General features: G+C 73.1%; 17 protein-coding genes. 8 read left to right on the top strand and 9 right to left on the bottom strand.

Features of this window, described 5'->3' with window-relative positions:
• Positions 1–82: 82 nt before the first annotated feature.
• Both IE245_RS06700 and clpS read right to left on the bottom strand, forming a co-directional pair.
• Positions 83–664 carry a DUF2017 domain-containing protein gene (locus IE245_RS06700; protein ID WP_189945788.1) on the bottom strand — a complete coding sequence of 194 codons (582 nt, stop codon included), beginning with the start codon at positions 662–664 and terminating at the stop codon, positions 83–85.
• Positions 664–969, bottom strand: a complete 306-nt coding sequence (gene clpS, locus IE245_RS06705; RefSeq protein WP_189945789.1) for an ATP-dependent Clp protease adapter ClpS — start codon at positions 967–969, stop codon at positions 664–666. Before clpS ends, IE245_RS06700 begins: the two co-directional genes overlap by 1 nt.
• Before the next feature lie 176 nt (positions 970–1,145).
• Between clpS and IE245_RS06710 the strand changes: the two genes are divergently transcribed.
• Together IE245_RS06710 and IE245_RS06715 are read left to right on the top strand one after the other, a co-directional pair.
• Complete coding sequence (locus IE245_RS06710; RefSeq protein WP_189945790.1) at positions 1,146–2,474, top strand: nicotinate phosphoribosyltransferase; 1,329 nt, start codon at positions 1,146–1,148, stop codon at positions 2,472–2,474.
• 156 nt (positions 2,475–2,630) lie between these two features.
• Entirely contained in the window at positions 2,631–3,230 is a 600-nt protein-coding gene (locus IE245_RS06715; protein WP_189945791.1) for a nicotinamidase, read from the top strand.
• Between the two features lie 64 nt (positions 3,231–3,294).
• On the opposite strand, the gene IE245_RS06720 is transcribed toward IE245_RS06715, so the two are convergent.
• The gene (locus tag IE245_RS06720) at positions 3,295–3,606 is read right to left on the bottom strand and encodes a hypothetical protein (protein WP_031011690.1); all 312 of its coding nucleotides are present in this window, start codon (positions 3,604–3,606) and stop codon (positions 3,295–3,297) included.
• A 144-nt stretch (positions 3,607–3,750) separates the two neighbouring features.
• A complete protein-coding gene (locus IE245_RS06725; RefSeq protein WP_189945792.1) occupies positions 3,751–6,195 on the bottom strand; it encodes an immune inhibitor A domain-containing protein in 2,445 nt (814 codons plus the stop codon).
• A gap of 412 nt (positions 6,196–6,607) precedes the next feature.
• Between IE245_RS06725 and IE245_RS06730 the strand changes: the two genes are divergently transcribed.
• Positions 6,608–6,886 carry a hypothetical protein gene (locus tag IE245_RS06730; protein ID WP_189945793.1) on the top strand — a complete coding sequence of 93 codons (279 nt, stop codon included), beginning with the start codon at positions 6,608–6,610 and terminating at the stop codon, positions 6,884–6,886.
• A 21-nt stretch (positions 6,887–6,907) separates the two neighbouring features.
• On the opposite strand, the gene IE245_RS06735 is transcribed toward IE245_RS06730, so the two are convergent.
• Together IE245_RS06735 and IE245_RS06740 are read right to left on the bottom strand one after the other, a co-directional pair.
• The gene (locus IE245_RS06735) at positions 6,908–7,576 is read right to left on the bottom strand and encodes an RDD family protein (protein WP_189945794.1); all 669 of its coding nucleotides are present in this window, start codon (positions 7,574–7,576) and stop codon (positions 6,908–6,910) included.
• A gap of 101 nt (positions 7,577–7,677) precedes the next feature.
• The gene (locus tag IE245_RS06740; RefSeq protein ID WP_189945795.1) at positions 7,678–8,949 is read right to left on the bottom strand and encodes an RDD family protein; all 1,272 of its coding nucleotides are present in this window, start codon (positions 8,947–8,949) and stop codon (positions 7,678–7,680) included.
• Between the two features lie 282 nt (positions 8,950–9,231).
• On the opposite strand from IE245_RS06740, the gene IE245_RS06745 reads away from it, so the two are divergent.
• Positions 9,232–9,726, top strand: coding sequence for an SsgA family sporulation/cell division regulator (locus IE245_RS06745; RefSeq protein WP_189945796.1), 495 nt, complete (start codon positions 9,232–9,234; stop codon positions 9,724–9,726).
• A 13-nt stretch (positions 9,727–9,739) separates the two neighbouring features.
• Here IE245_RS06745 and IE245_RS06750 read toward each other — a convergent pair whose 3' ends face one another.
• The gene (locus IE245_RS06750; protein ID WP_189945797.1) at positions 9,740–11,152 is read right to left on the bottom strand and encodes an FAD-binding oxidoreductase; all 1,413 of its coding nucleotides are present in this window, start codon (positions 11,150–11,152) and stop codon (positions 9,740–9,742) included.
• Between the two features lie 98 nt (positions 11,153–11,250).
• Here IE245_RS06750 and IE245_RS06755 point away from each other — a divergent pair, with 98 nt between their 5' ends.
• Positions 11,251–12,762: a tetratricopeptide repeat protein gene (locus tag IE245_RS06755; protein ID WP_189945798.1), complete on the top strand. Its 1,512-nt coding sequence runs from the start codon at positions 11,251–11,253 to the stop codon at positions 12,760–12,762.
• 68 nt (positions 12,763–12,830) lie between these two features.
• Here IE245_RS06755 and hppD read toward each other — a convergent pair whose 3' ends face one another.
• Positions 12,831–13,976 (bottom strand): 4-hydroxyphenylpyruvate dioxygenase, encoded by a 1,146-nt coding sequence (gene hppD, locus IE245_RS06760; RefSeq protein WP_189945799.1) that lies wholly within the window; start codon positions 13,974–13,976, stop codon positions 12,831–12,833.
• A gap of 121 nt (positions 13,977–14,097) precedes the next feature.
• Between hppD and IE245_RS06765 the strand changes: the two genes are divergently transcribed.
• The 3 genes from IE245_RS06765 (at position 14,098) to IE245_RS06775 (ending at position 16,770) form a co-directional block, all read left to right on the top strand.
• Positions 14,098–14,574 (top strand): Lrp/AsnC family transcriptional regulator, encoded by a 477-nt coding sequence (locus IE245_RS06765; RefSeq protein WP_043228120.1) that lies wholly within the window; start codon positions 14,098–14,100, stop codon positions 14,572–14,574.
• 121 nt (positions 14,575–14,695) lie between these two features.
• Positions 14,696–15,310 (top strand): winged helix-turn-helix domain-containing protein, encoded by a 615-nt coding sequence (locus IE245_RS06770; protein WP_189945800.1) that lies wholly within the window; start codon positions 14,696–14,698, stop codon positions 15,308–15,310.
• 107 nt (positions 15,311–15,417) lie between these two features.
• Positions 15,418–16,770 carry an MFS transporter gene (locus tag IE245_RS06775; protein WP_189945801.1) on the top strand — a complete coding sequence of 451 codons (1,353 nt, stop codon included), beginning with the start codon at positions 15,418–15,420 and terminating at the stop codon, positions 16,768–16,770.
• On the opposite strand, the gene IE245_RS06780 is transcribed toward IE245_RS06775, so the two are convergent.
• Positions 16,703–17,485, bottom strand: coding sequence for a S16 family serine protease (locus IE245_RS06780; RefSeq protein WP_189945870.1), 783 nt, complete (start codon positions 17,483–17,485; stop codon positions 16,703–16,705). The two genes, IE245_RS06775 and IE245_RS06780, sit on opposite strands and share 68 nt — an antisense overlap.
• Between the last annotated feature and the right edge of the window lie 35 nt (positions 17,486–17,520).

The raw sequence follows: 17,520 nt of genomic DNA on the forward strand, positions 1-17,520 counted from the left end.
ATGATGAGGTGTTCGCCCAGATAACGAGTTCGTTATCCGGATTTGAGCGTCCGCTGAGCGAACACCTGGTGACGTCCGCCCGTCAGGACATCAGCGTCTCAACCAATGACTCCTGAAGGGCGCCCAGCCAGAGGTACGCCATCACCATCGGCTTGCGCGGATCGTCGTCCGGCAGCCGGTAGAGCCGCTCGCTCTCCTCGTCCTCGGTGATCTCCAGGCGGGTGGCGATGGTGAGCCGCAGGTCGTTGAGGGTGCCGAGCCAGGCACGGGACTCGTCCGGGGTCAGCTTCAGGAGCGCGGACTCCTCCGGGCCCTCGCTGGCCATCCCGTCCAGCGCGCGCACCACGCAGAGGGCGTCCTCGCGCTTGCGGGCCCGCAGGTCGTTCTCGGTGTAGCGGCGGAAGTCGGCCGCGGCCGCCCGCAGCTCCTCGGTGTCGTCCCCGTACGCGTCGGGGAAGAGCCGGCGCAGGGCGGGGTCGGAGGGCGGCTCGCTGGGGCCCTCGGCGAAGAGGGCGGCGAGCGGGTCGGCGTCCGCCCCGGGCTCGTCGCCCGGGCCGATCAGCTCCAGGAGCTGGACGGCGAGGGAGCGCAGGATGGAGACCTCGACCTCGTCGAGCGCGACGGCCGCTCCGCCCCCGGGCACGGCCTCGAAGTGGCCGGCCATCAGCCGCGGTCCTGGGAGAGCGTGGCCCACAGTCCGTAGCCGTGCATCGCCTGCACGTCCCGTTCCATCTCCTCGCGGGTGCCGCTGGAGACCACCGCGCGGCCCTTGTTGTGCACGTCGAGCATCAGCTTGTGCGCCTTGTCCTTGGAGTAGCCGAAGTACGTCTGGAAGACGTAGCTGACATAGCTCATCAGGTTCACCGGGTCGTTGTGCACGAGGGTGACCCAGGGGACGTCGGGCTCGACGACCGCGGAGACCTCCTCGGCCGACTCGGTCCGTTCGATCTCGATAGGCGCGATGCTCACTTACCCCATGCTGCCACCCGGGACCCCCTGTCGCACAAACGGGGCACCGTCCGGGCCCCGTCGAAGCCGCCCCGCCCGCCCCCCCCTCCCTCCCCCGACGCCTCCGGGACACCTCCGCGACGCCTCCCCGAAAGAGTATTCGTCAAACTGACGATTTCTGCGCTAGCATCGTCCCCATGAACGCTGCGGACCTTGGGCTCCCGGTGGACGTGCCGTCGACCGCGCTCTTCACCGACCAGTACGAGCTGACCATGCTCCAGGCGGCCCTCAGGGCCGGCACCGCCGACCGGCACTCCGTCTTCGAGGTGTTCACCCGGCGGCTGCCCGAGGGGCGGCGGTACGGCGTCCTCGCGGGCGTCGGCCGGGTCCTGGACGCCGTCGAGAACTTCCGCTTCGACCCGGCCGTCCTCGGCTTCCTGCGCGAGCGGGGGATCGTCGACGAGCCGACCCTGGAGTGGCTCGCCGGATACCGCTTCTCCGGCGACATCTGGGGCTACCCCGAGGGCGAGGTGTACTTCCCCGGCTCCCCCGTGCTGCGCGTCGAGGGCTCCTTCGCCGAGTGCGTGCTCCTGGAGACGGTGATCCTCTCGATCCTCAACCACGACTCGGCCATCGCCGCCGCCGCCTCCCGCATGTCGGCCGCCGCCGGCGGACGGCGGCTCATCGAGATGGGCGCCCGCCGCACCCACGAGCTGGCCGCCGTCGCCGCCTCCCGCGCCGCCTACGTCGGCGGCTTCGAGGCCACCTCCGACCTCGCCGCCGGCTTCCGCTACAACATCCCGACCGTCGGCACCTCCGCGCACGCCTTCACCCTGCTCCACGACAGCGAGCGGGACGCCTTCCGGGCCCAGGTCGACAGCCTGGGCCGGGGCACCACCCTCCTCGTCGACACCTACGACGTCGCCGAGGCGGTCCGCACCGCCGTCGAGATCGCCGGACCCGAGCTCGGCGCCGTCCGCATCGACTCCGGCGACCTGCTGCTCGTCGCCCACCGGGTGCGGGCGCAGCTGGACGAGCTGGGCGCCCGGGACACCAAGATCGTGGTCACCTCCGACCTCGACGAGTACGCCATCGCCTCGCTGGCCGCCGCGCCGGTCGACGCGTACGGCGTCGGCACCCAGCTGGTCACCGGCAGCGGCCACCCGACCTGCTCGATGGTCTACAAGCTGGTCGCCCGCGCCGCCTCCGGCGACCGCAGGGCGCCCCTCGTCCCGGTCGCCAAGAAGTCGCTGGGCGGCAAGGCGTCCATCGGCGGCCGCAAGTGGGCCGCGCGCCGCAAGGACGCCCACGGGATCGCCGAGGCCGAGGTCGTCGGCACCGGGCCGGTCCCGGACGCGCTCGCCGCCGACCAGCTCATGGTCGAGCTGGTCAAGGGCGGCGAGGTGGTGGCCAGGGAGCCGCTGGAGGCGGCCCGCACCCGGCACATCGCGGCCCGCGCCGGGCTGCCGATGTCGGCCGTCCAGCTGTCGCGCGGCGAGCCGGTGCTCCCGACCGAGTACGCGTAGCGTCCGCCGGACGCGTACACCTGGAGACCGGACGCGTCCGTCTGGAGATACGTCCAGAGCCCGGGGCTTCCCCTCCCGGACCGGAGGGGAAGCCCCTAGGCTCGACCCCACCCCGAGCCCCATCCCCACCGCCCCGACCACCCGAGGACACCCGCCATGCACCGCGCACTGATCGTCGTGGACGTACAGAACGACTTCTGCGAGGGCGGCAGCCTCGCGGTGACGGGCGGCGCGGACGTCGCCGCCGCCATCACCGAGCTGGTGGGCGAGGCGGCGGGCTCCGTCTACCACCACGTCGTCGCCACCCGCGACCACCACATCGACCCGGGCGCGCACTTCGCCCCGGCCGGTGAGGCGCCGGACTACGTCACCTCCTGGCCGCGGCACTGCGTGGCCGGCACCGAGGGCGTCGGCTTCCACCCGAACTTCGCCCCGGCGGTCGCCGGCGGCGCGGTGCAGGCCGTCTTCGACAAGGGCGCCTACGAGGCCGCGTACAGCGGTTTCGAGGGGCGGGACGAGAACGGCGGCACGCTGGCCGGGTGGCTGCGGGAGCGGGAGGTGACCGAGGTCGACGTGGTCGGCATCGCCACCGACCACTGCGTGCGGGCCACCGCCCTGGACGCGGCCCGCGAGGGCTTCCGCACCCGGGTCCTGCTCGACCTCACGGCGGGCGTCGCCCGCGCGACCACCGACCGGGCGCTCGCCGAGCTCCGCGAGGCGGGCGTCGAGCTCACGGGCGAGCCGGTCGTCGCCTAGGGCGCGTCTCGCTGGGACCGTGCGGCCCGTGCGCCCCGTGTCGCCCGTGCGGTCGGTCCCGGGCTCAGGCCGCCGGGGCCTTCGGCAGAGCCCTGGCGGGGTGCCACAGCTCCTGGGCGGCGCCCGGGGTGGACCTCCACAGCAGGCCGTCCGGGTGGTGGAGGACGGCGGTGATCTCGTCCCCGGTGGGCGGCTCCGCGTTCCCCCGCAGGTAAACCGACCGCAGGCCCAGGTTTCGCAGCCTGGTCAGGGCGCGGGCCCGGTTCGCGGCGTGGACGAGGAAGCGCACGGTCGCGCCGTCGCCGGCCGGACTGGGCAGCCCTATCGCCACCACCACACTGCCTCCCGGCAACTTGCAGAACCCGCCACCGGGCATGCGGAACCACTCCCCCGTGAGCCGACTGTCAATAAGGAGTCCCTGAGGACCAGGTCAGCTGCACCTAAACACGATCGGCCGTCGCCCGCTAGGGGGCGACGGCCGATCACGCTTTGACCTGCGGTTTTACGTGAAGCTAATCGATCACTTGGTCGACGGGCCCACGCGGACCGTGATCGTCTGGCCGTTCTTCGGCTCCTTGACGACCTCGATCTTGGTGTTGGTGTCAGTGACCTTCACGCCGGCGCGCTCGGTCTCCTGGTACCAGTAGGTGCCCTTGCGGTCGTCGAAGACCGGGTTGCCCGGCTGCGAGCGGACCCAGGTCGGGACGTCGGCCTTGTGCAGACGGAAAGCGTCCGTCCGGTACGTTCCGAAGGTGGAGTCGTACGCCTGGACACGGTTGCGCATCAGGGAGCCGTCGCCGAACTTCAGCGGGGTCGGGTGGGCGTCGACCGGGAGGATCAGGCCCTGGCCCGGGTGCTGGGAGGTGTTGTTGTCCTTCTGGGACAGGTCCCACTTCCAGATGAGCAGACCGTTCTGGTACGGGTAGTGCTCGACCCAGCTCGCCTTGTCGCCGGTGAAGCCGAAGTTGTACGGGCCGACCTTGAGGGTGGCGTCGTACGAGACGTACTGGCGGTTCTCGGCGATGTAGTACTGCTCGTACTCGTTGGTGAAGCCCTTGCCCATCCGCGTGAAGCCCTTGGCCGTCCAGCCGTTGTCACCGTTCTCGGCGTCGTCCGAGAAGACGGTGGCGCCGTCGGCGGTCAGCGAGATGGAGTCGGCCGCGAAGCCCTTGAGCGCGAGGCCGCCGTCCGTCTGGTAGCGGAAGCGGAGGTCGAACTTCTTGCCCGCGTACGCCGAGAGGTCGAACGAGAGCGACTTGTGGGCGCCGGAGACGCTGGAGAGCGCCGGGGTGCCGGCCGCGTCGCGGTCGATCGGCTTGCCGTCGGCCGTGCCGTCCAGGGCGGTCCAGTTGGCGCCGCCGTCCGTCGACACCTCGGTGTAGAGGTAGTCGTACTCGGCCTCGATGTCGTACCAGCCCTTGAGGTTCAGGGTGGCGGACGACTTGCCGGTGAGGTCGACCGGGCGGGTCAGGGTGTTCTTGAGGTCGTCGCCCATGCCGCTCCACCACTGCGTGGCGCCCTGGGCGGGCTCCACGATGTCGGTGGTGACGGCCTTCTTCGGCAGCTCGACGAGGAGCGCCTGCGGGTTCTTGGTGTTGTACTCCGCCACGCCCAGCTTGTGGGTGGACTTCTCGGCGCGCTGCTCGTCGCTCACCTTGGTGTAGTTGAGCCAGCCGAGCTGGAGCTTGTCCCAGGCGTTCATGTCGCCGGGCATGTCGCCGATGGACTCCTTGCCCAGGCCGAGCCAGGAGCCGGAGGACATCAGGGACCAGTAGCCGGTCGAGTTCTCGCCGCCCGCGGTGTCGTACAGGTCCGGCAGGCCGAGGTCGTGGCCGTACTCGTGGGCGAAGACGCCGAGGCCGCCGTTCTCGGGCTGCATCGTGTAGTCGCCGACCCAGATGCCGGTGTCGCCGATCGGGGTGCCGCCGGCCTTGTTGTTCTCCGGGCCGGTCTTGCCCGCGCTGGTGCCGAAGGCGTACCAGCGGTGGGCCCACAGGGCGTCGGTGCCCTGGGCGCCGCCGCCGGCCGACTCGTCCTCGCCCGCGTGGACGATCTGGAAGTGGTCGATGTAGCCGTCGGACTCGTTGAAGTTGCCGTCGGCGTCGAAGTCGTAGCGGTCCCACTGGTCGTAGGACGCCAGGTCGGCCTTGATCTGGGCGTCGGTCTTGCCCTTGGCCTTCTGGTCGGCGACCCAGGCGTTCACGCCGTCGCGGACGGTGTCCCACACGTTGGCGCAGTTGGTCTGGCCGCAGTAGTTGGAGCCGTAACGGGCCTCGTTGTACGGGACCTTGACCCAGTCGGAGACGGCGCCGTCGACCGAGTAGCGGCCGGACGAGGTGCGCTCGTAGTAGGTCTTCAGGGAGTGCTTCTGCTGCCCGGTCTTCGGGTCCTTGCCGGTGCCGAAGTACAGGTCCTGGAAGTGCTTCTGGTTGTAGTCGGCCTGCCACGCGGTCGAGTTGTCCTTCGACCGGTCCGGCTCGGCTATCTGGTTGTGCAGCGGGCCGGGCTGGCCGCCGAACTTCGGCTTCAGCTCGTCCGTCTCGTCGTCCTTGCGGTCGACGAGGGTGGTGTTGTCCACCTGGTCGCCGAACTCGACGAGGATGGTGAAGATCTTGTCGGTCTTCTCGCGGCCCAGCTCGACGTACTTCTTCGCGTCGAGCTTCACGACCTTGGAGCCGCCGCGGTTCTCGACCTTGGCGTCGCCGCTGAGCACCTGCTCCAGGGCGGCCTTGCGCTGGGCCGCCTGCTGCTTGCTGAAGGGGCCGTCCAGGTCGTGGTCGACCGTGGTCTTCTCGTGGCTGTGGCCGTGGCCGTCGCCCGGCGCCGGGTCGTGGCGGACGTCCGCCGCCGAGATCCTGCCGTCCTCGTTCGCCCACGCGGTGCTGAAGGTCGAGGCGGTGGCGGCCGTGGCCGCGAGCGCCACGACGACCGCGGACGCCCGAATCGCCCGTCGTCTGTTGGTCACTTGGTGTCGTTCCTCCCCGGCGCCCACGCCCTCGGACCAGGAAGGTGGGGTGTCCGTCCGGGCGGGGTCGCGCGTCACAAGTGACGACATTCGACCGGAGAGCGAGCAGAAAAGACAGATCTTGACTTGCACACACCAAGTGCACTATGCGGGTGTCGGAATCCGATATGCGGACGGTCAGGAAGGGGAGGGGAAGGGGAAGTTCAGGTGCCGGACCGCCTCCGCGGCCGCCCTCCCGGCCCCTCCGCGGCCGCCGTCGCGGCCGTCTCCGGCCCCGCCCTCCGGGCCGGCCGTGCCCCCCCGTGCGCCCCCCGTGCTCCGGCACCGTGGGTCAGGTCACGCTTACCCGGCGTCCCCGGCGGGCATCGAGCGTCGTAGAGTCGACCGGGAATCCGGAGGGGCGGTATCCGTCATGCAGCGTCCGAACGCAGCGCAGTACGCCTACGGTTCGGCCGTCGTGGTCCTCGCGACCACCGCGCTCCTGCTGCTGACCGGCGCCACCGGGCCGCCGGCCGTCGCCGCGGCCTGTCTCGCCGGACTGGTGCTCGGCGTGCTCGTGGCGGTGACGATGCCCTCGGCGGCGCGGCCCGTCAAGTCCCCCGACGGTCCGGCGCCCGCCGCCGGGAACGACGCGGTCCGGATACCGGCCGCGCGGATGGGCGCGGGAGCCGATACCCGGACCGGTCGGTGAGTCCGTCCGTGCCGCCGGCGGCTACCGCGCCACGGTGACGACCACCGTCTTCGCCGCCTTGTCGTGCAGGCCCTGCTTGTAGGGCTTGTCGACCAGGATGAGGATCAGGATGAGCAGCGGCCACAGGCAGGCGCAGCAGATCAGCGCCGGCAGCCAGAGCACGACGGCCCGCAGCAGCGACTGGCTCATCGGGGGCGTGGAGCCGTCGTTGAGCATGGCGACGCGCAGCTTCATCAGCCGCTTGCCGAGGGTCTGCCCGTTCTTCGCCGTGAGCACCGTGTCGTACGTCACGTACGCGACGATCGTCAGGAGCTGGAAGACCAGCTGTCCGCCGCCGGTCCAGGTGGCCTGGAAGTCGTCGCCGTCGACCGTCGCCCGGTCGTAGATGTCGAACGGGATGCCGATGATCGCGAGCGGCACCGCGATGATCGCCCAGTCGACGAGGCGCGCCAGGATCCGGCGTCCGGTCTCGGCGAGCGGCGGCATCCCGGAGAGCGGGTCGGTGCCGCCGTAGCCCCCGCCGTAGCCGCCGTACGGGGGCGGGGGCGGGTACGGCGAGTCGTACGGGCTCCCCGGCGGCGGGGACCCCGGCGGCGGCCCGTAGGGCGGCTCCCTGGGCGGTTCCTGGGGCCGCTTGGCGAACGGGTCGTCGTCGGGGGGCGGGCCGGGCGGCGGCTGGTCGGTGCTCATGGGGGCATCGCATCCCGGCGACCGGGGGGCCGCAACGGATGGGCCCCCGTTCGGGGGACCCCCGCCCGCCGCCGGGCGGGCCCCGGGCGCGGGCCCCGGGTTCAGGTCTTCGCGACGAAGGTGCCGGCCGCCTTGTCGTGCCAGCACTGGCGCCACGGGCGGTCGAAGACGCACCAGAGCACGTTGAGCACGCCGATCACCAGCAGGCCCAGGAAGGTGTGGAGGAACCAGCGGCGCAGGGACCGCCCGAGGGACGGCGGCTCGTGCGCCTCGATGTCCCTGACCTGGACGCCGCACAGCTTCTTGCCGAGCGTGCGGCCCCACTTGGCGGTGGGCAGCGCCTCGTACAGCACGCCGAGGACGAGGAACAGGCCGAGCGCGATGCCGAACTGGACGGAGGTGGTGCCGTCGACCAGCCACACCTGCACGGTGACGCCGGAGCGCTCGGCCGCATCGATCTTGGCCTGGATGTGGTCCAGGGCGGCGGTCACGAAGGGGAAGGCGGCGCCGGCCGCCATCGCGCCGAGCAGGACGGTGTCGATCACCCGGGCGAGCAGCCGGCGCCCGAGCCCGGCCGGCGGTGCGGAGGACTGCTCGCGGACGGCCGCGAGGAAGGGGTCCTCGACCGGCGGCTTCCACGGGACCACGGGCTGCCCCTGCCCCTGCCCCTGCTGGGGCTGCTGGGGCTGTTGCGGATGAGGCTGCGGCCGCAGCTGCGCCGGCTGGGGGTGGGGGTGGGCCCAGGAGGGGGCGGCGGGCGCGGGAGCCGGGGCCGGGGCCTGCGCCTGTACGGGGGCGGGCTGGGGCTGCGGCTGTACGGGCGCGGGGGCCGGGGCCTCGTGGACGGGGGCCGGGGCGGGGGCGGGCGCCGGCGCAGGGGCGGGGGGCTCGGGGGCCGGGGCGGGCGCCGGGGTGACGGGCATGCCGCCGAGGCGGGCGGGGGCGCTCGGGACCCGGGGGTCGGCGGCGGGCGCCTCGGCCTGCGCGGGGGCGGTGGGCCACTCGACCGGGGAGCGCGGGTCGGGCACGGCGGCCGCGGGGGCCTCCCAGGCCTCCGGCTCCTCGTCGAAGAAGACGGGCCCGGTCTCGTCGACGGCGGCCCGCGCGGGGGCGACGGCCGCCGGGGAGGGCTCGGGAACGGGCGCCGGGGCTGGCACGGCCGGCGCGGGGGCGGGGCTCGGCGCGAGGACCGGGCCGGCCGGCATGGCCGAGGCGGGCGGCACGGGCGCGCCCTCGCCGTCCTTGGGCGCGGGCCGGCTCGTGCCGGGCACCCAGGAGCCGCCGTTCCAGTACCGGATGTATCCGGGGATCGACGGATCCGGGTAGTACCCCGCCTGCGGTACCTCGCCGCCGCCTCCGGGAGGAGTAGCCACTGCCCCGACTCCGTTCAGTCACAACGTTCCGTCACCACACTAAGGAGGCACAGTAACGAAGAACCTCCGTGAGGGAGGAAAGAGCCCGCGAGAAAGCCCGCCTTCACGCGAAGGAGGACGGAATCGCTCACTCCCCGTGAGGTTCGGGCCCGGGGCCGGGGTGCGCGGGCGGCCGGAAGAACTTCCCGGAAAAAATTTCCCGAAGTCGCGTAATGAACCGCGTCCACCGCGCTCTCTCCAGGTGAAGGCCCGTCCGGGGCCCCTACCCGAGAGGCAGCAGTCATGCGGAACAACACCGAGCACACCACCGTCGAGCGCGAGCTGGAACTGAAGCTGGTCCTGTCCCCCGAGCGCTCGGTCCCGGTGCCCGCCCGGCTCGCCTACCGCACCGACGACCCGTACGCCGTCCACATGACCTTCCACATCGGCTCCGAGCACCCGGTGAACTGGACCTTCGCCCGCGAGCTGCTCGTCGAGGGCGTCTTCCGGGCCTGCGGCCACGGGGACGTGCGGATCTGGCCGACGAAGGTCGACGGCCGCAGCGTCATCCTGATGGCCCTCTCCTCCCCCGACGGCGACGCGCTCCTGGAGGCCCCGTCGGCGCAGGTGTCCGCCTGGCTGGAGCGGACCCTGCGCACGGTGCCGCCGGGCACGGAGTCGGAGCGGCTCGGCATCGACGACGGGCTCGCGGAGCTGCTCGCGACCACCGCGGTCGGCGACGACCTGTGGCTGCGGGACCCGTGGGGCTCGGACGACGTCCAGGACGGCGAGCTGTGACGGACCCCCGGGGTCAGAACAGCTTTCCGGGGTTGAGGAGCCCCAGCGGGTCGAAGACGCGCTTGATCTCCCGCTGGAGCCCGAGTCCGACCGGTCCGAGTTCGCGGGCCAGCCACTCCTTCTTCAGGACGCCGACGCCGTGTTCGCCGGTGATGGTGCCGCCGAGGGAGAGGCCGAGCGCCATGATCGCGTCGAAGGACTCGCGGGCGCGCCGGGACTCGTCCTCGTCGGTGTGGTCGAAGCAGACGACGGGGTGGGTGTTGCCGTCGCCCGCGTGGACGCAGACGCCGATGGTGAGGGCGTGCTTCTCGGCGATGGCCGTGGTGCCGGCGAGCATCTCGGCGAGCCGGGTGCGGGGCACGCAGACGTCGTCGATCATCGTGGCGGGCTTGAGGGCCTCCAGGGCGGTGAGGGAGAGCCGGCGGGCCTGGAGGAGGAGTTCGGACTCGGCGGCGTCGGCGGCGGGGACGACCTCGGTGGCCCCGGCGGCGGTGCAGAGCGCGCCGACGGCGGCGAGGTCGGCGGCCGGGTCCGGGGTGTCGAAGGCGCACAGGAGGAGCGCCTCGGTGGATTCGGGGAGGCCCATCCGCGCCATGCGGTTGACGGCCCGGACGGTGGTGCGGTCCATGAGTTCGAGGAGCGAGGGCGTGTGGCCGCGCTCCATGATCGCGCAGACGGCGGCGCAGGCGGCGTCCGTGGAGGGGAACTCGGCGGCGAGGACGAGCTGGGCGGGCGGCTGCGGCTTGAGCGCGAGGACGGCCTTCACGACGACGCCGAGGCTGCCCTCGGAGCCGACGAAGAGCCGGGTGAGGTCGTATCCGGCGACGCCCTTGGCGGTGCGGCGCCCGGTGGTCAGGAGGCGTCCGTCGGCGAGCACGACGTCGAGGCCGAGGACGTACTCGGCGGTGACGCCGTACTTGACGCAGCACAGTCCTCCGGAGGCGGTGCCGATGTTGCCGCCGATGGTGCACGACTCCCAACTGGAGGGATCCGGCGGGTAGTACAGGCCGTGTTCGTTCACGGCGCGGGACAGGACGGCGTTGACGACGCCCGGTTCGACGACGGCGACGCGGTCGACCGGGTCGATCTCCAGGATCCGGTCCATCTTGACGAGGGAGAGCACGACGCAGCCCTCGGAGGCGTTGGCGCCCCCGGAGAGTCCGGTGCGGGCGCCCTGCGGCACGACCGGGACGCGGTGCGCGGTCGCCGTCCGCATGACGTGCCGGACCTGTTCGACGGTGCGCGGCAGCACGACGGCGGCGGGGGTGCCGGCCGCGCAGAAGCTCGCCATGTCGTGGGCGTAGGAGGCGGTCACGTCCGGGTCGGTGAGGACGGCGTCGGCGGGGAGTCCGGCACGGAGGTCCGCGAGGAGGGCCGCACGGGGACCCTGGTGGGCGTCCGGGTGGGGCGTCTGGAGATCGTCCATGGTCCCAGCGTGGCACCGGGGGCCGATGGTGTGAACCCGCCGGGACGGGCGGCCGGTGTGGTCTTCGTACGAGCGCGGGCGGGCGCACAGTGAGGCGCATGAGCGCGATGAAGAGCCAGAACGTGTCGCGGGTGGTGCTGGCCTCCGGGGCGGCGGCGGTGCTCGCGGCGACGGCGCTGCTGTACCTGCCGGAGCTGCTCGGCGGGGACGCGCCGCCGCGGCCGCCGGGGCCCGCCGAGCGGGCGGTGAGCGCGGCCCACGCGGGGGCGCCGGCGGCACTGCCGGACCTCGTGGCGCTGATCGGCGACCGGGAGGAGTGGCTGGCGGAGCACCCGGACGACGCCGCGTCGTGGGCGGTGCTCGGCGCGGCCTACACGGAGCGGGGCACCCGGCTCGGGGACGTACGGGACCTGCCGAGGGCCGAGCGGGCGCTGAACCGTTCGCTGGCGGAGCTGCCGGCGGGGCGGGGGAACGTGGATGCGCCGCTGGGGCTCGCGGCGCTCGCCGGGGCGCGGGGCGACTGGAAGGACGCCAGGGAATGGGGCGAGCGGGCCAGGAAGGCGGCGCCGAAGCGGTGGAACGCGTACCCGCTCCTCATCGACGCGTACAACGGCCTCGGCGACTACGCGGCGGCCCGCAAGGCCATGGAACGCCTCGACGAGCTGCACGGCGGCGCCGTGGTGCGGGGCCGGGCCGCGCAGGTCTACCGGGACCGGGGCTGGCGGGAGGACGCCGACGCCACGGCGCTGGACGCGGCGGCGCTGGCGGCGTCGGACGCGGAGAAGGCGGAGGCGTACGCGCGCCTCGGGCGGTTCTCGTGGGAGCGGGGCGAGCCGGCCGAGGCCCTGGAGCGGTACGGGACGGCGCTGCGGTTCGTGCGCGACCACGGGCCGTCGCTCGCGGGCCGGGCGCGGGCGCTCGCGGCGCTCGGCCGGACCGACGAGGCGCAGCGGGAGTGGCGGGCGGCGCTGGCCCGTCAGCCGCTCCCCGAGTACGTCCTGGAGGCCGGGGAGCTGGCGGAGTCGCTGGGCCTGGACGGGGACGCGCGGGCGGCGTACCAGCGGCTGCGGGAGGGGAGCTGGGCCGCCCCTGACGTCGTCCTCGGGCTGCTGGACGCCGACCACGGCGATCCGGCCGCGGCGGTGGCCCGGCTGAAGGCCGTCTGGGCGAAGGGCCACCGGTCGGTGGCGGTGGCGGACGCGCTGGGCTGGGCGCTGCACCGGGCGGGCGAGCCGGAGGAGGCGCTGCCGTACGCCCGCGGGGCCACCGACGAGGGGCTGCGGAGCGCCTCGTTCACGTACCACCTGGGCGAGATCGAGCGGGCGCTGGGGCGGACCGGCCAGGCGCGGCGGCACCTGGAGGAGGCGCTGCGGATCCACCCGTCGTTCTCGCCGCTGCACGCGCCGCGGGCCGAGGCGGCGCTGGCGGAGCTGGGCGAGCCGGACCCGGAGGCGGTGCCGGAGGACGCGCTGCCGGTGAGGGCCGCGGTGGCGGCGAAGGACGCGGTGCCGGTCAAGGCCGCACTGCCGGTGAAGGACGCATCGGCGGCGAAGGGCGCACCGCCCGTGACGGCCGCGCCGCCGGTGACGACCACCCCGGGGAATCGGTGAAGGGTTCGAGGAGTTGACCGCGCGTCCGGGACGGGCCCCGTGCCCCGCCCCGGACGCGCCGGCCGGCCCTACAGGTTGCCGCGCTTGTCCTGCTCGCGCTCGATGGCCTCGAAGAGGGCCTTGAAGTTGCCCTTGCCGAAGCCCATGGAGCCGTGGCGCTCGATCATCTCGAAGAAGACCGTCGGACGGTCCTGGACCGGCTTGGTGAAGATCTGGAGCAGGTAGCCGTCCTCGTCGCGGTCGGCGAGGATCTTCAGCTCGCGCAGCTCGTCGATCGGAACGCGGGTGTCGCCGACCCACTCGCCGAGGGTGTCGTAGTAGGCGTCCGGGACGGACAGGAACTCGACGCCGGCGGCGCGCATCGCGCGCACGGTGGCGACGATGTCGTTGGTGGCGAGGGCGATGTGCTGGACGCCGGGGCCGTTGTAGAACTCCAGGTACTCGTCGATCTGCGACTTCTTCTTCGCGATCGCCGGCTCGTTGATCGGGAACTTCACCTTCTTGGTGCCGTCCGCGACCACCTTCGACATGAGGGCGGAGTACTCGGTGGCGATGTCGTCGCCCACGAACTCCTTCATGTTGGTGAAGCCCATGACGTCGTTGTAGAACGTCACCCACTCGTTCATCTTCCCGAGCTCGACGTTGCCGACGCAGTGGTCGATCGCCTGGAAGGTGCGCTTGGCCGGCGGCTCGACCATGGGGGCGGCGGCGGTGTACCCGGGGAGGTACGGGCCGGTGTAGGCCGAGCGCTCGACGAGGGTGTGGCGGGTCTGGCCGTAGGTGGCGATGGCGGCGAGGACGACGGTGCCGTGCTCGTCCTTCAGCTCGTACGGCTCCACCAGGCCGGTGGCGCCCTGCGCGACGGCGTGGGCGTACGCGGCGCGGGCGTCGGGGACCTCGATGGCCAGGTCGATCACGCCGTCGCCGTGCTCGGCGACGTGCGCGTCGAGGAAGCGGCCCCAGTCGCTGCTCGCCTTGATGACGGAGGTGAACACGAAACGGGCGGCGCCGTTGGTGAGGACGTAACTGGCGGTCTCCCGGCTGCCGTTCTCCGGTCCGGAGTAGGCGACCAGCTTCATGCCGAAGGCGGTGGAGTAGTAGTGCGCGGCCTGCTTGGCGTTGCCCACGGCGAAGACGACCGCGTCCATGCCCTTCACCGGGAAGGGGTCGGCCTCACGCGCGGTGGAAGGGGTGTGATCGAGGGTCTCAGTCATGGCAGCAGCGTCCCGCCGACCCGCAAGCTGCGCAATAGTTCGCTAGAGGGCTGGGCAATCTGTACAGCGCCGGGGGACCATGGCCGGGCGACTTGTACATCGTGACCATTCGGAGGGCGTCGTGGCGATCGATCATTTGGACGGCCGGCTGATCGTGCTCCTGGCGAGGGAGCCGCGCATCGGCGTCCTGGAGGCGTCGCGGCGGCTCGGGGTGGCCCGCGGCACCGTCCAGGCCCGCCTCGACCGCCTCCAGGCGAGCGGGGTGATCCGCGGGTTCGGGCCGCAGGTGGACCCGGCGGCGCTCGGCTACCCGGTGACGGCCTTCGCCACGCTGGAGATCAAGCAGGGCCAGGGCGCGGACGTGCGCGAGCACCTGGCGACCGTGCCGGAGGTCCTCGAACTGCACACCACGACCGGCCACGGCGACATGCTCTGCCGGCTGGTGGCGCGGTCGAACGCGGACCTCCAGCGGGTGATCGACAAGGTGGTCGCCTTCGAGGGGATCGTGCGGGCGTCGACGGCGATCGTGATGGAGAACGCGGTGCCGTTGCGGATCATCCCGCTGGTGGAGCAGGCGGCGGGCGGGGAGCCGGAGTAGCACCGGGCTCCCGTCCGGACGGGAGCCGGAGGAGCGCGGGGAGGACGGCCGGGCGGGAATGCAAAGAAGACGTTGCAAAGAAAGCCTTGCAGCGCCTTCTTTGCATGTCTACGCTCAGGGCATGCCCGAGCCCGAGAAGCCCGCGAACACCCCACCCGCGGCACCCAGGCCCCACGACACCCGCGTGCTCGACCCGCGCTCCCTGCGCGGCCTCGCCCACCCCCTCCGCATCCGGCTCCTCCGCTCCCTGCGCCACCACGGCCCCGCCACCGCATCCGGACTCGCCGAGCGCCTGGGCGAGTCCAGCGGCGCCACCAGCTATCACCTGCGGCAGCTCGCCGCGCACGGCTTCGTCGAGGACGATCCCACCCTCGGCAAGGGCCGCGAGCGCTGGTGGAAGGCAGTCCAGCAGGGCATCAGCTGGGACGATTCGCTGCACCACGACCCCGACCCCGCCGTGCGCGGCGCCGCCGACCTGCTCATGCACGAGGTCGCGACCAACCACACCCAGGAGCTGGCGACCTGGATCGCCACCCGCCACGAGTGGGACCCCGACTGGGCCCGCGCGTCGGACATGAGCGACTTCACCCTGCGCCTCCCGCCGGCCGCCGCGCGCGAACTCGGCGAGCGGCTGCACGCCCTGATCGAGGAGTACCGGCACTCCCCCGAAGCCGAAGCGCCCGACGCCGTCCGCGTCCGCCTCCACCTCCACGCCTTCCCCCAGCACGACGCCTGACCCCGGGCGCGCCTCGCCGCCGCGCCGGGTGGGGAAAGGCCCCGCGCGGCGGCCGTCCCGCACCACGCTCCCGCACCGCCCACCCCCACGGAAGGGACCGCGAGACCATGCATGCCGCCGCCGGCACGACCGGCGCGAACGCGAACGCGAACCCGATCGATGACGAAGGGCCGCGCAGAAGGCCCCTGTTCACCGTCCTGACCGCCAACGCCATCTCCATCGCGGGCAATTCGCTCACCCTCATCGGCGTCCCCTGGTTCGCCCTGGAGACCACCGGCTCCCCGGGCAAGGCCGGCTTCGTCGCCTTCTGCGCGGCCCTTCCCGTGGTCCTCTCGGCGATCGCCGGCGGACCGGTCGTGGACCGGATCGGCCGTCGGCGGGTCGGCATCGCCTCCGACGTGGTGTGCGGGCTCGCGCTCGCCGCGATTCCGGTGCTGCACCACACCGGGCTCCTCTCCTACTGGATGCTGTGCGTGCTGATGGGGGTCAGCGGGCTCTTCCACGCCCCCGGCGAGACGGCGCGGTACGTCCTCGTGCCGGACCTCGCCGAGCGGGCCGGGACGCCGCTGGCGCGGGCCGCGAGCCTGTACGACGCGGTGTCGCGCGGGGCGCGGATGGGCGGCGCGGCGCTCGGCGGCGTACTGGTGGCGACGGTGGGCGCGCACACGGTGCTCCTCTTCGACGCGGCCACGTTCGGCGTCTCGGCCGCGCTCACGGCCGTCGGGCTGCACCGGTTCGCCGCCGCCGCGCCCCGCCGGGACGGGCCGCCGCTCTCCCCCGAGCGCTACCGCGCGGACCTGCGCGAGGGGTACGCCTACCTCTTCCGCGACCGGCTGATGCTCGGCATCATGCTCCTGGTCATGACCACCAACGGCCTTGCACTGAGCTGGAGTTCGGTGCTGCTGCCGCTGCACGCCAGGGAGCACCTGGGCGGACCGGCGGCGCAGGGCCTGCTGGTCGCCGTCTTCGCGGGCTGCGCGCTCGCCGGGGCGCTGCTCTACGGGGCGGTGGGGCACCGCTTCCCGCGCCGGGGGATCTTCACGGTCGGCTTCGTCCTCACCGGCGCCCCGCTGTTCGTGGTGGCGGCGCTGACGGGGACGGTGGCGCCGCTTCTCGTGGTGGCGGTGACGGCGGGGCTCGGCGCCGGGGTGCTCAACCCGATCCTGGCGACCGTGATGTACGAGCGGGTGCCGGAGGAGCTGCGGACCCGGGTCGCCGGGGCCTCCACGGCCGGGGTGCTGATGGCGACGCCGCTGGGCGGCCTGGTGACGGGCCTGGTGGTCGAGCGGGCGGGGCTGACGGCGACGCTGCTCGGGGTCGCGGCGCTCTACTTCCTGGTGACGCTCGCCCCGGCGGTCTTCCCCGCGTGGCGCGCCATGGACGAGGGCTCCGTCAGCAGCTCGGGACCTTCGACTCCTGGCCCTGCCCCAGCGCCCGCAGCGAGTCCACCGCGTCGGTGAGCGCGGTCACGGGCACGAGCCGCATGCCGTCCGGGAGTTCGGCCCGCGCGTCGGAGCACTCGGCCTTCGGGACCAGGAAGACGGTGGCGCCGTCGCGGGAGGCGGCCTGCGTCTTGAGGGAGACGCCGCCGACCGCCCCGACCTTGCCGTCCGGCGCGATCGTGCCCGTACCGGCGACGACCTCGCCGCCGGTGAGCTCGCCGCCGTCGCCGTCGCCGTCGAGCTTGTCGACGACGCCGAGGGCGAAGAGCAGGCCGGCGCTGGGCCCGCCGACGTCGGCGAGGTGCAGCTCCACCTTCACCTTCGCCGGGTCGAGCTCCAGGTACGCCAGTGCGGCCGCCGCGGCGGCGTCCTGGGACTCCTCCATCTGCCCGATGTTCCGCTTCTCGATCTCCGCGTCGGACTTGCCCGGCGGGTAGACGGAGTCGTGCGGCAGCACGGCGCGGTCGGTGCGGAACCAGGCGTCGGCGACGTCCCCGAGGCCGATGTCCGTGCCGGGCCCGGTGGCGAGGATCGTCGTCATCCGCAGCTGCCCGGTGGTGGGCCGGACCGGGGCGCCGGTGATCGTGATGATCTCCCGTCCCTGGTCCTTTCCGAGGACGTCGGCGGTGCTGCCGGGCTGGGCGATGGCGAACGGCAGCGGCGCGAGCCCCGCCACGGCGACCAGCGCGACGACGGGCACGGCGCACGCCGCGAGCACACGGGACCGGGGCATACGGGAGAGACGCGAGAGCACGCGTCCAATCTACT

The organism is Streptomyces roseolus (assembly GCF_014649855.1).
Lineage (GTDB): Bacteria > Actinomycetota > Actinomycetes > Streptomycetales > Streptomycetaceae > Streptomyces > Streptomyces roseolus.

Coding starts and splice junctions, on each gene's coding strand:
- IE245_RS06780 (WP_189945870.1), bottom strand. CDS start 17,485: ATGCCCCGGTCCCGTGTGCTCGCGGCGTGCGCCGTGCCCGTCGTCGCG.
- IE245_RS06770 (WP_189945800.1), top strand. CDS start 14,696: ATGCCCGAGCCCGAGAAGCCCGCGAACACCCCACCCGCGGCACCCAGG.
- IE245_RS06745 (WP_189945796.1), top strand. CDS start 9,232: ATGCGGAACAACACCGAGCACACCACCGTCGAGCGCGAGCTGGAACTG.
- IE245_RS06750 (WP_189945797.1), bottom strand. CDS start 11,152: ATGGACGATCTCCAGACGCCCCACCCGGACGCCCACCAGGGTCCCCGT.
- IE245_RS06710 (WP_189945790.1), top strand. CDS start 1,146: ATGAACGCTGCGGACCTTGGGCTCCCGGTGGACGTGCCGTCGACCGCG.
- IE245_RS06735 (WP_189945794.1), bottom strand. CDS start 7,576: ATGAGCACCGACCAGCCGCCGCCCGGCCCGCCCCCCGACGACGACCCG.
- IE245_RS06730 (WP_189945793.1), top strand. CDS start 6,608: ATGCAGCGTCCGAACGCAGCGCAGTACGCCTACGGTTCGGCCGTCGTG.
- IE245_RS06775 (WP_189945801.1), top strand. CDS start 15,418: ATGCATGCCGCCGCCGGCACGACCGGCGCGAACGCGAACGCGAACCCG.
- IE245_RS06715 (WP_189945791.1), top strand. CDS start 2,631: ATGCACCGCGCACTGATCGTCGTGGACGTACAGAACGACTTCTGCGAG.
- IE245_RS06720 (WP_031011690.1), bottom strand. CDS start 3,606: ATGCCCGGTGGCGGGTTCTGCAAGTTGCCGGGAGGCAGTGTGGTGGTG.
- IE245_RS06700 (WP_189945788.1), bottom strand. CDS start 664: ATGGCCGGCCACTTCGAGGCCGTGCCCGGGGGCGGAGCGGCCGTCGCG.
- hppD (WP_189945799.1), bottom strand. CDS start 13,976: ATGACTGAGACCCTCGATCACACCCCTTCCACCGCGCGTGAGGCCGAC.
- IE245_RS06755 (WP_189945798.1), top strand. CDS start 11,251: ATGAGCGCGATGAAGAGCCAGAACGTGTCGCGGGTGGTGCTGGCCTCC.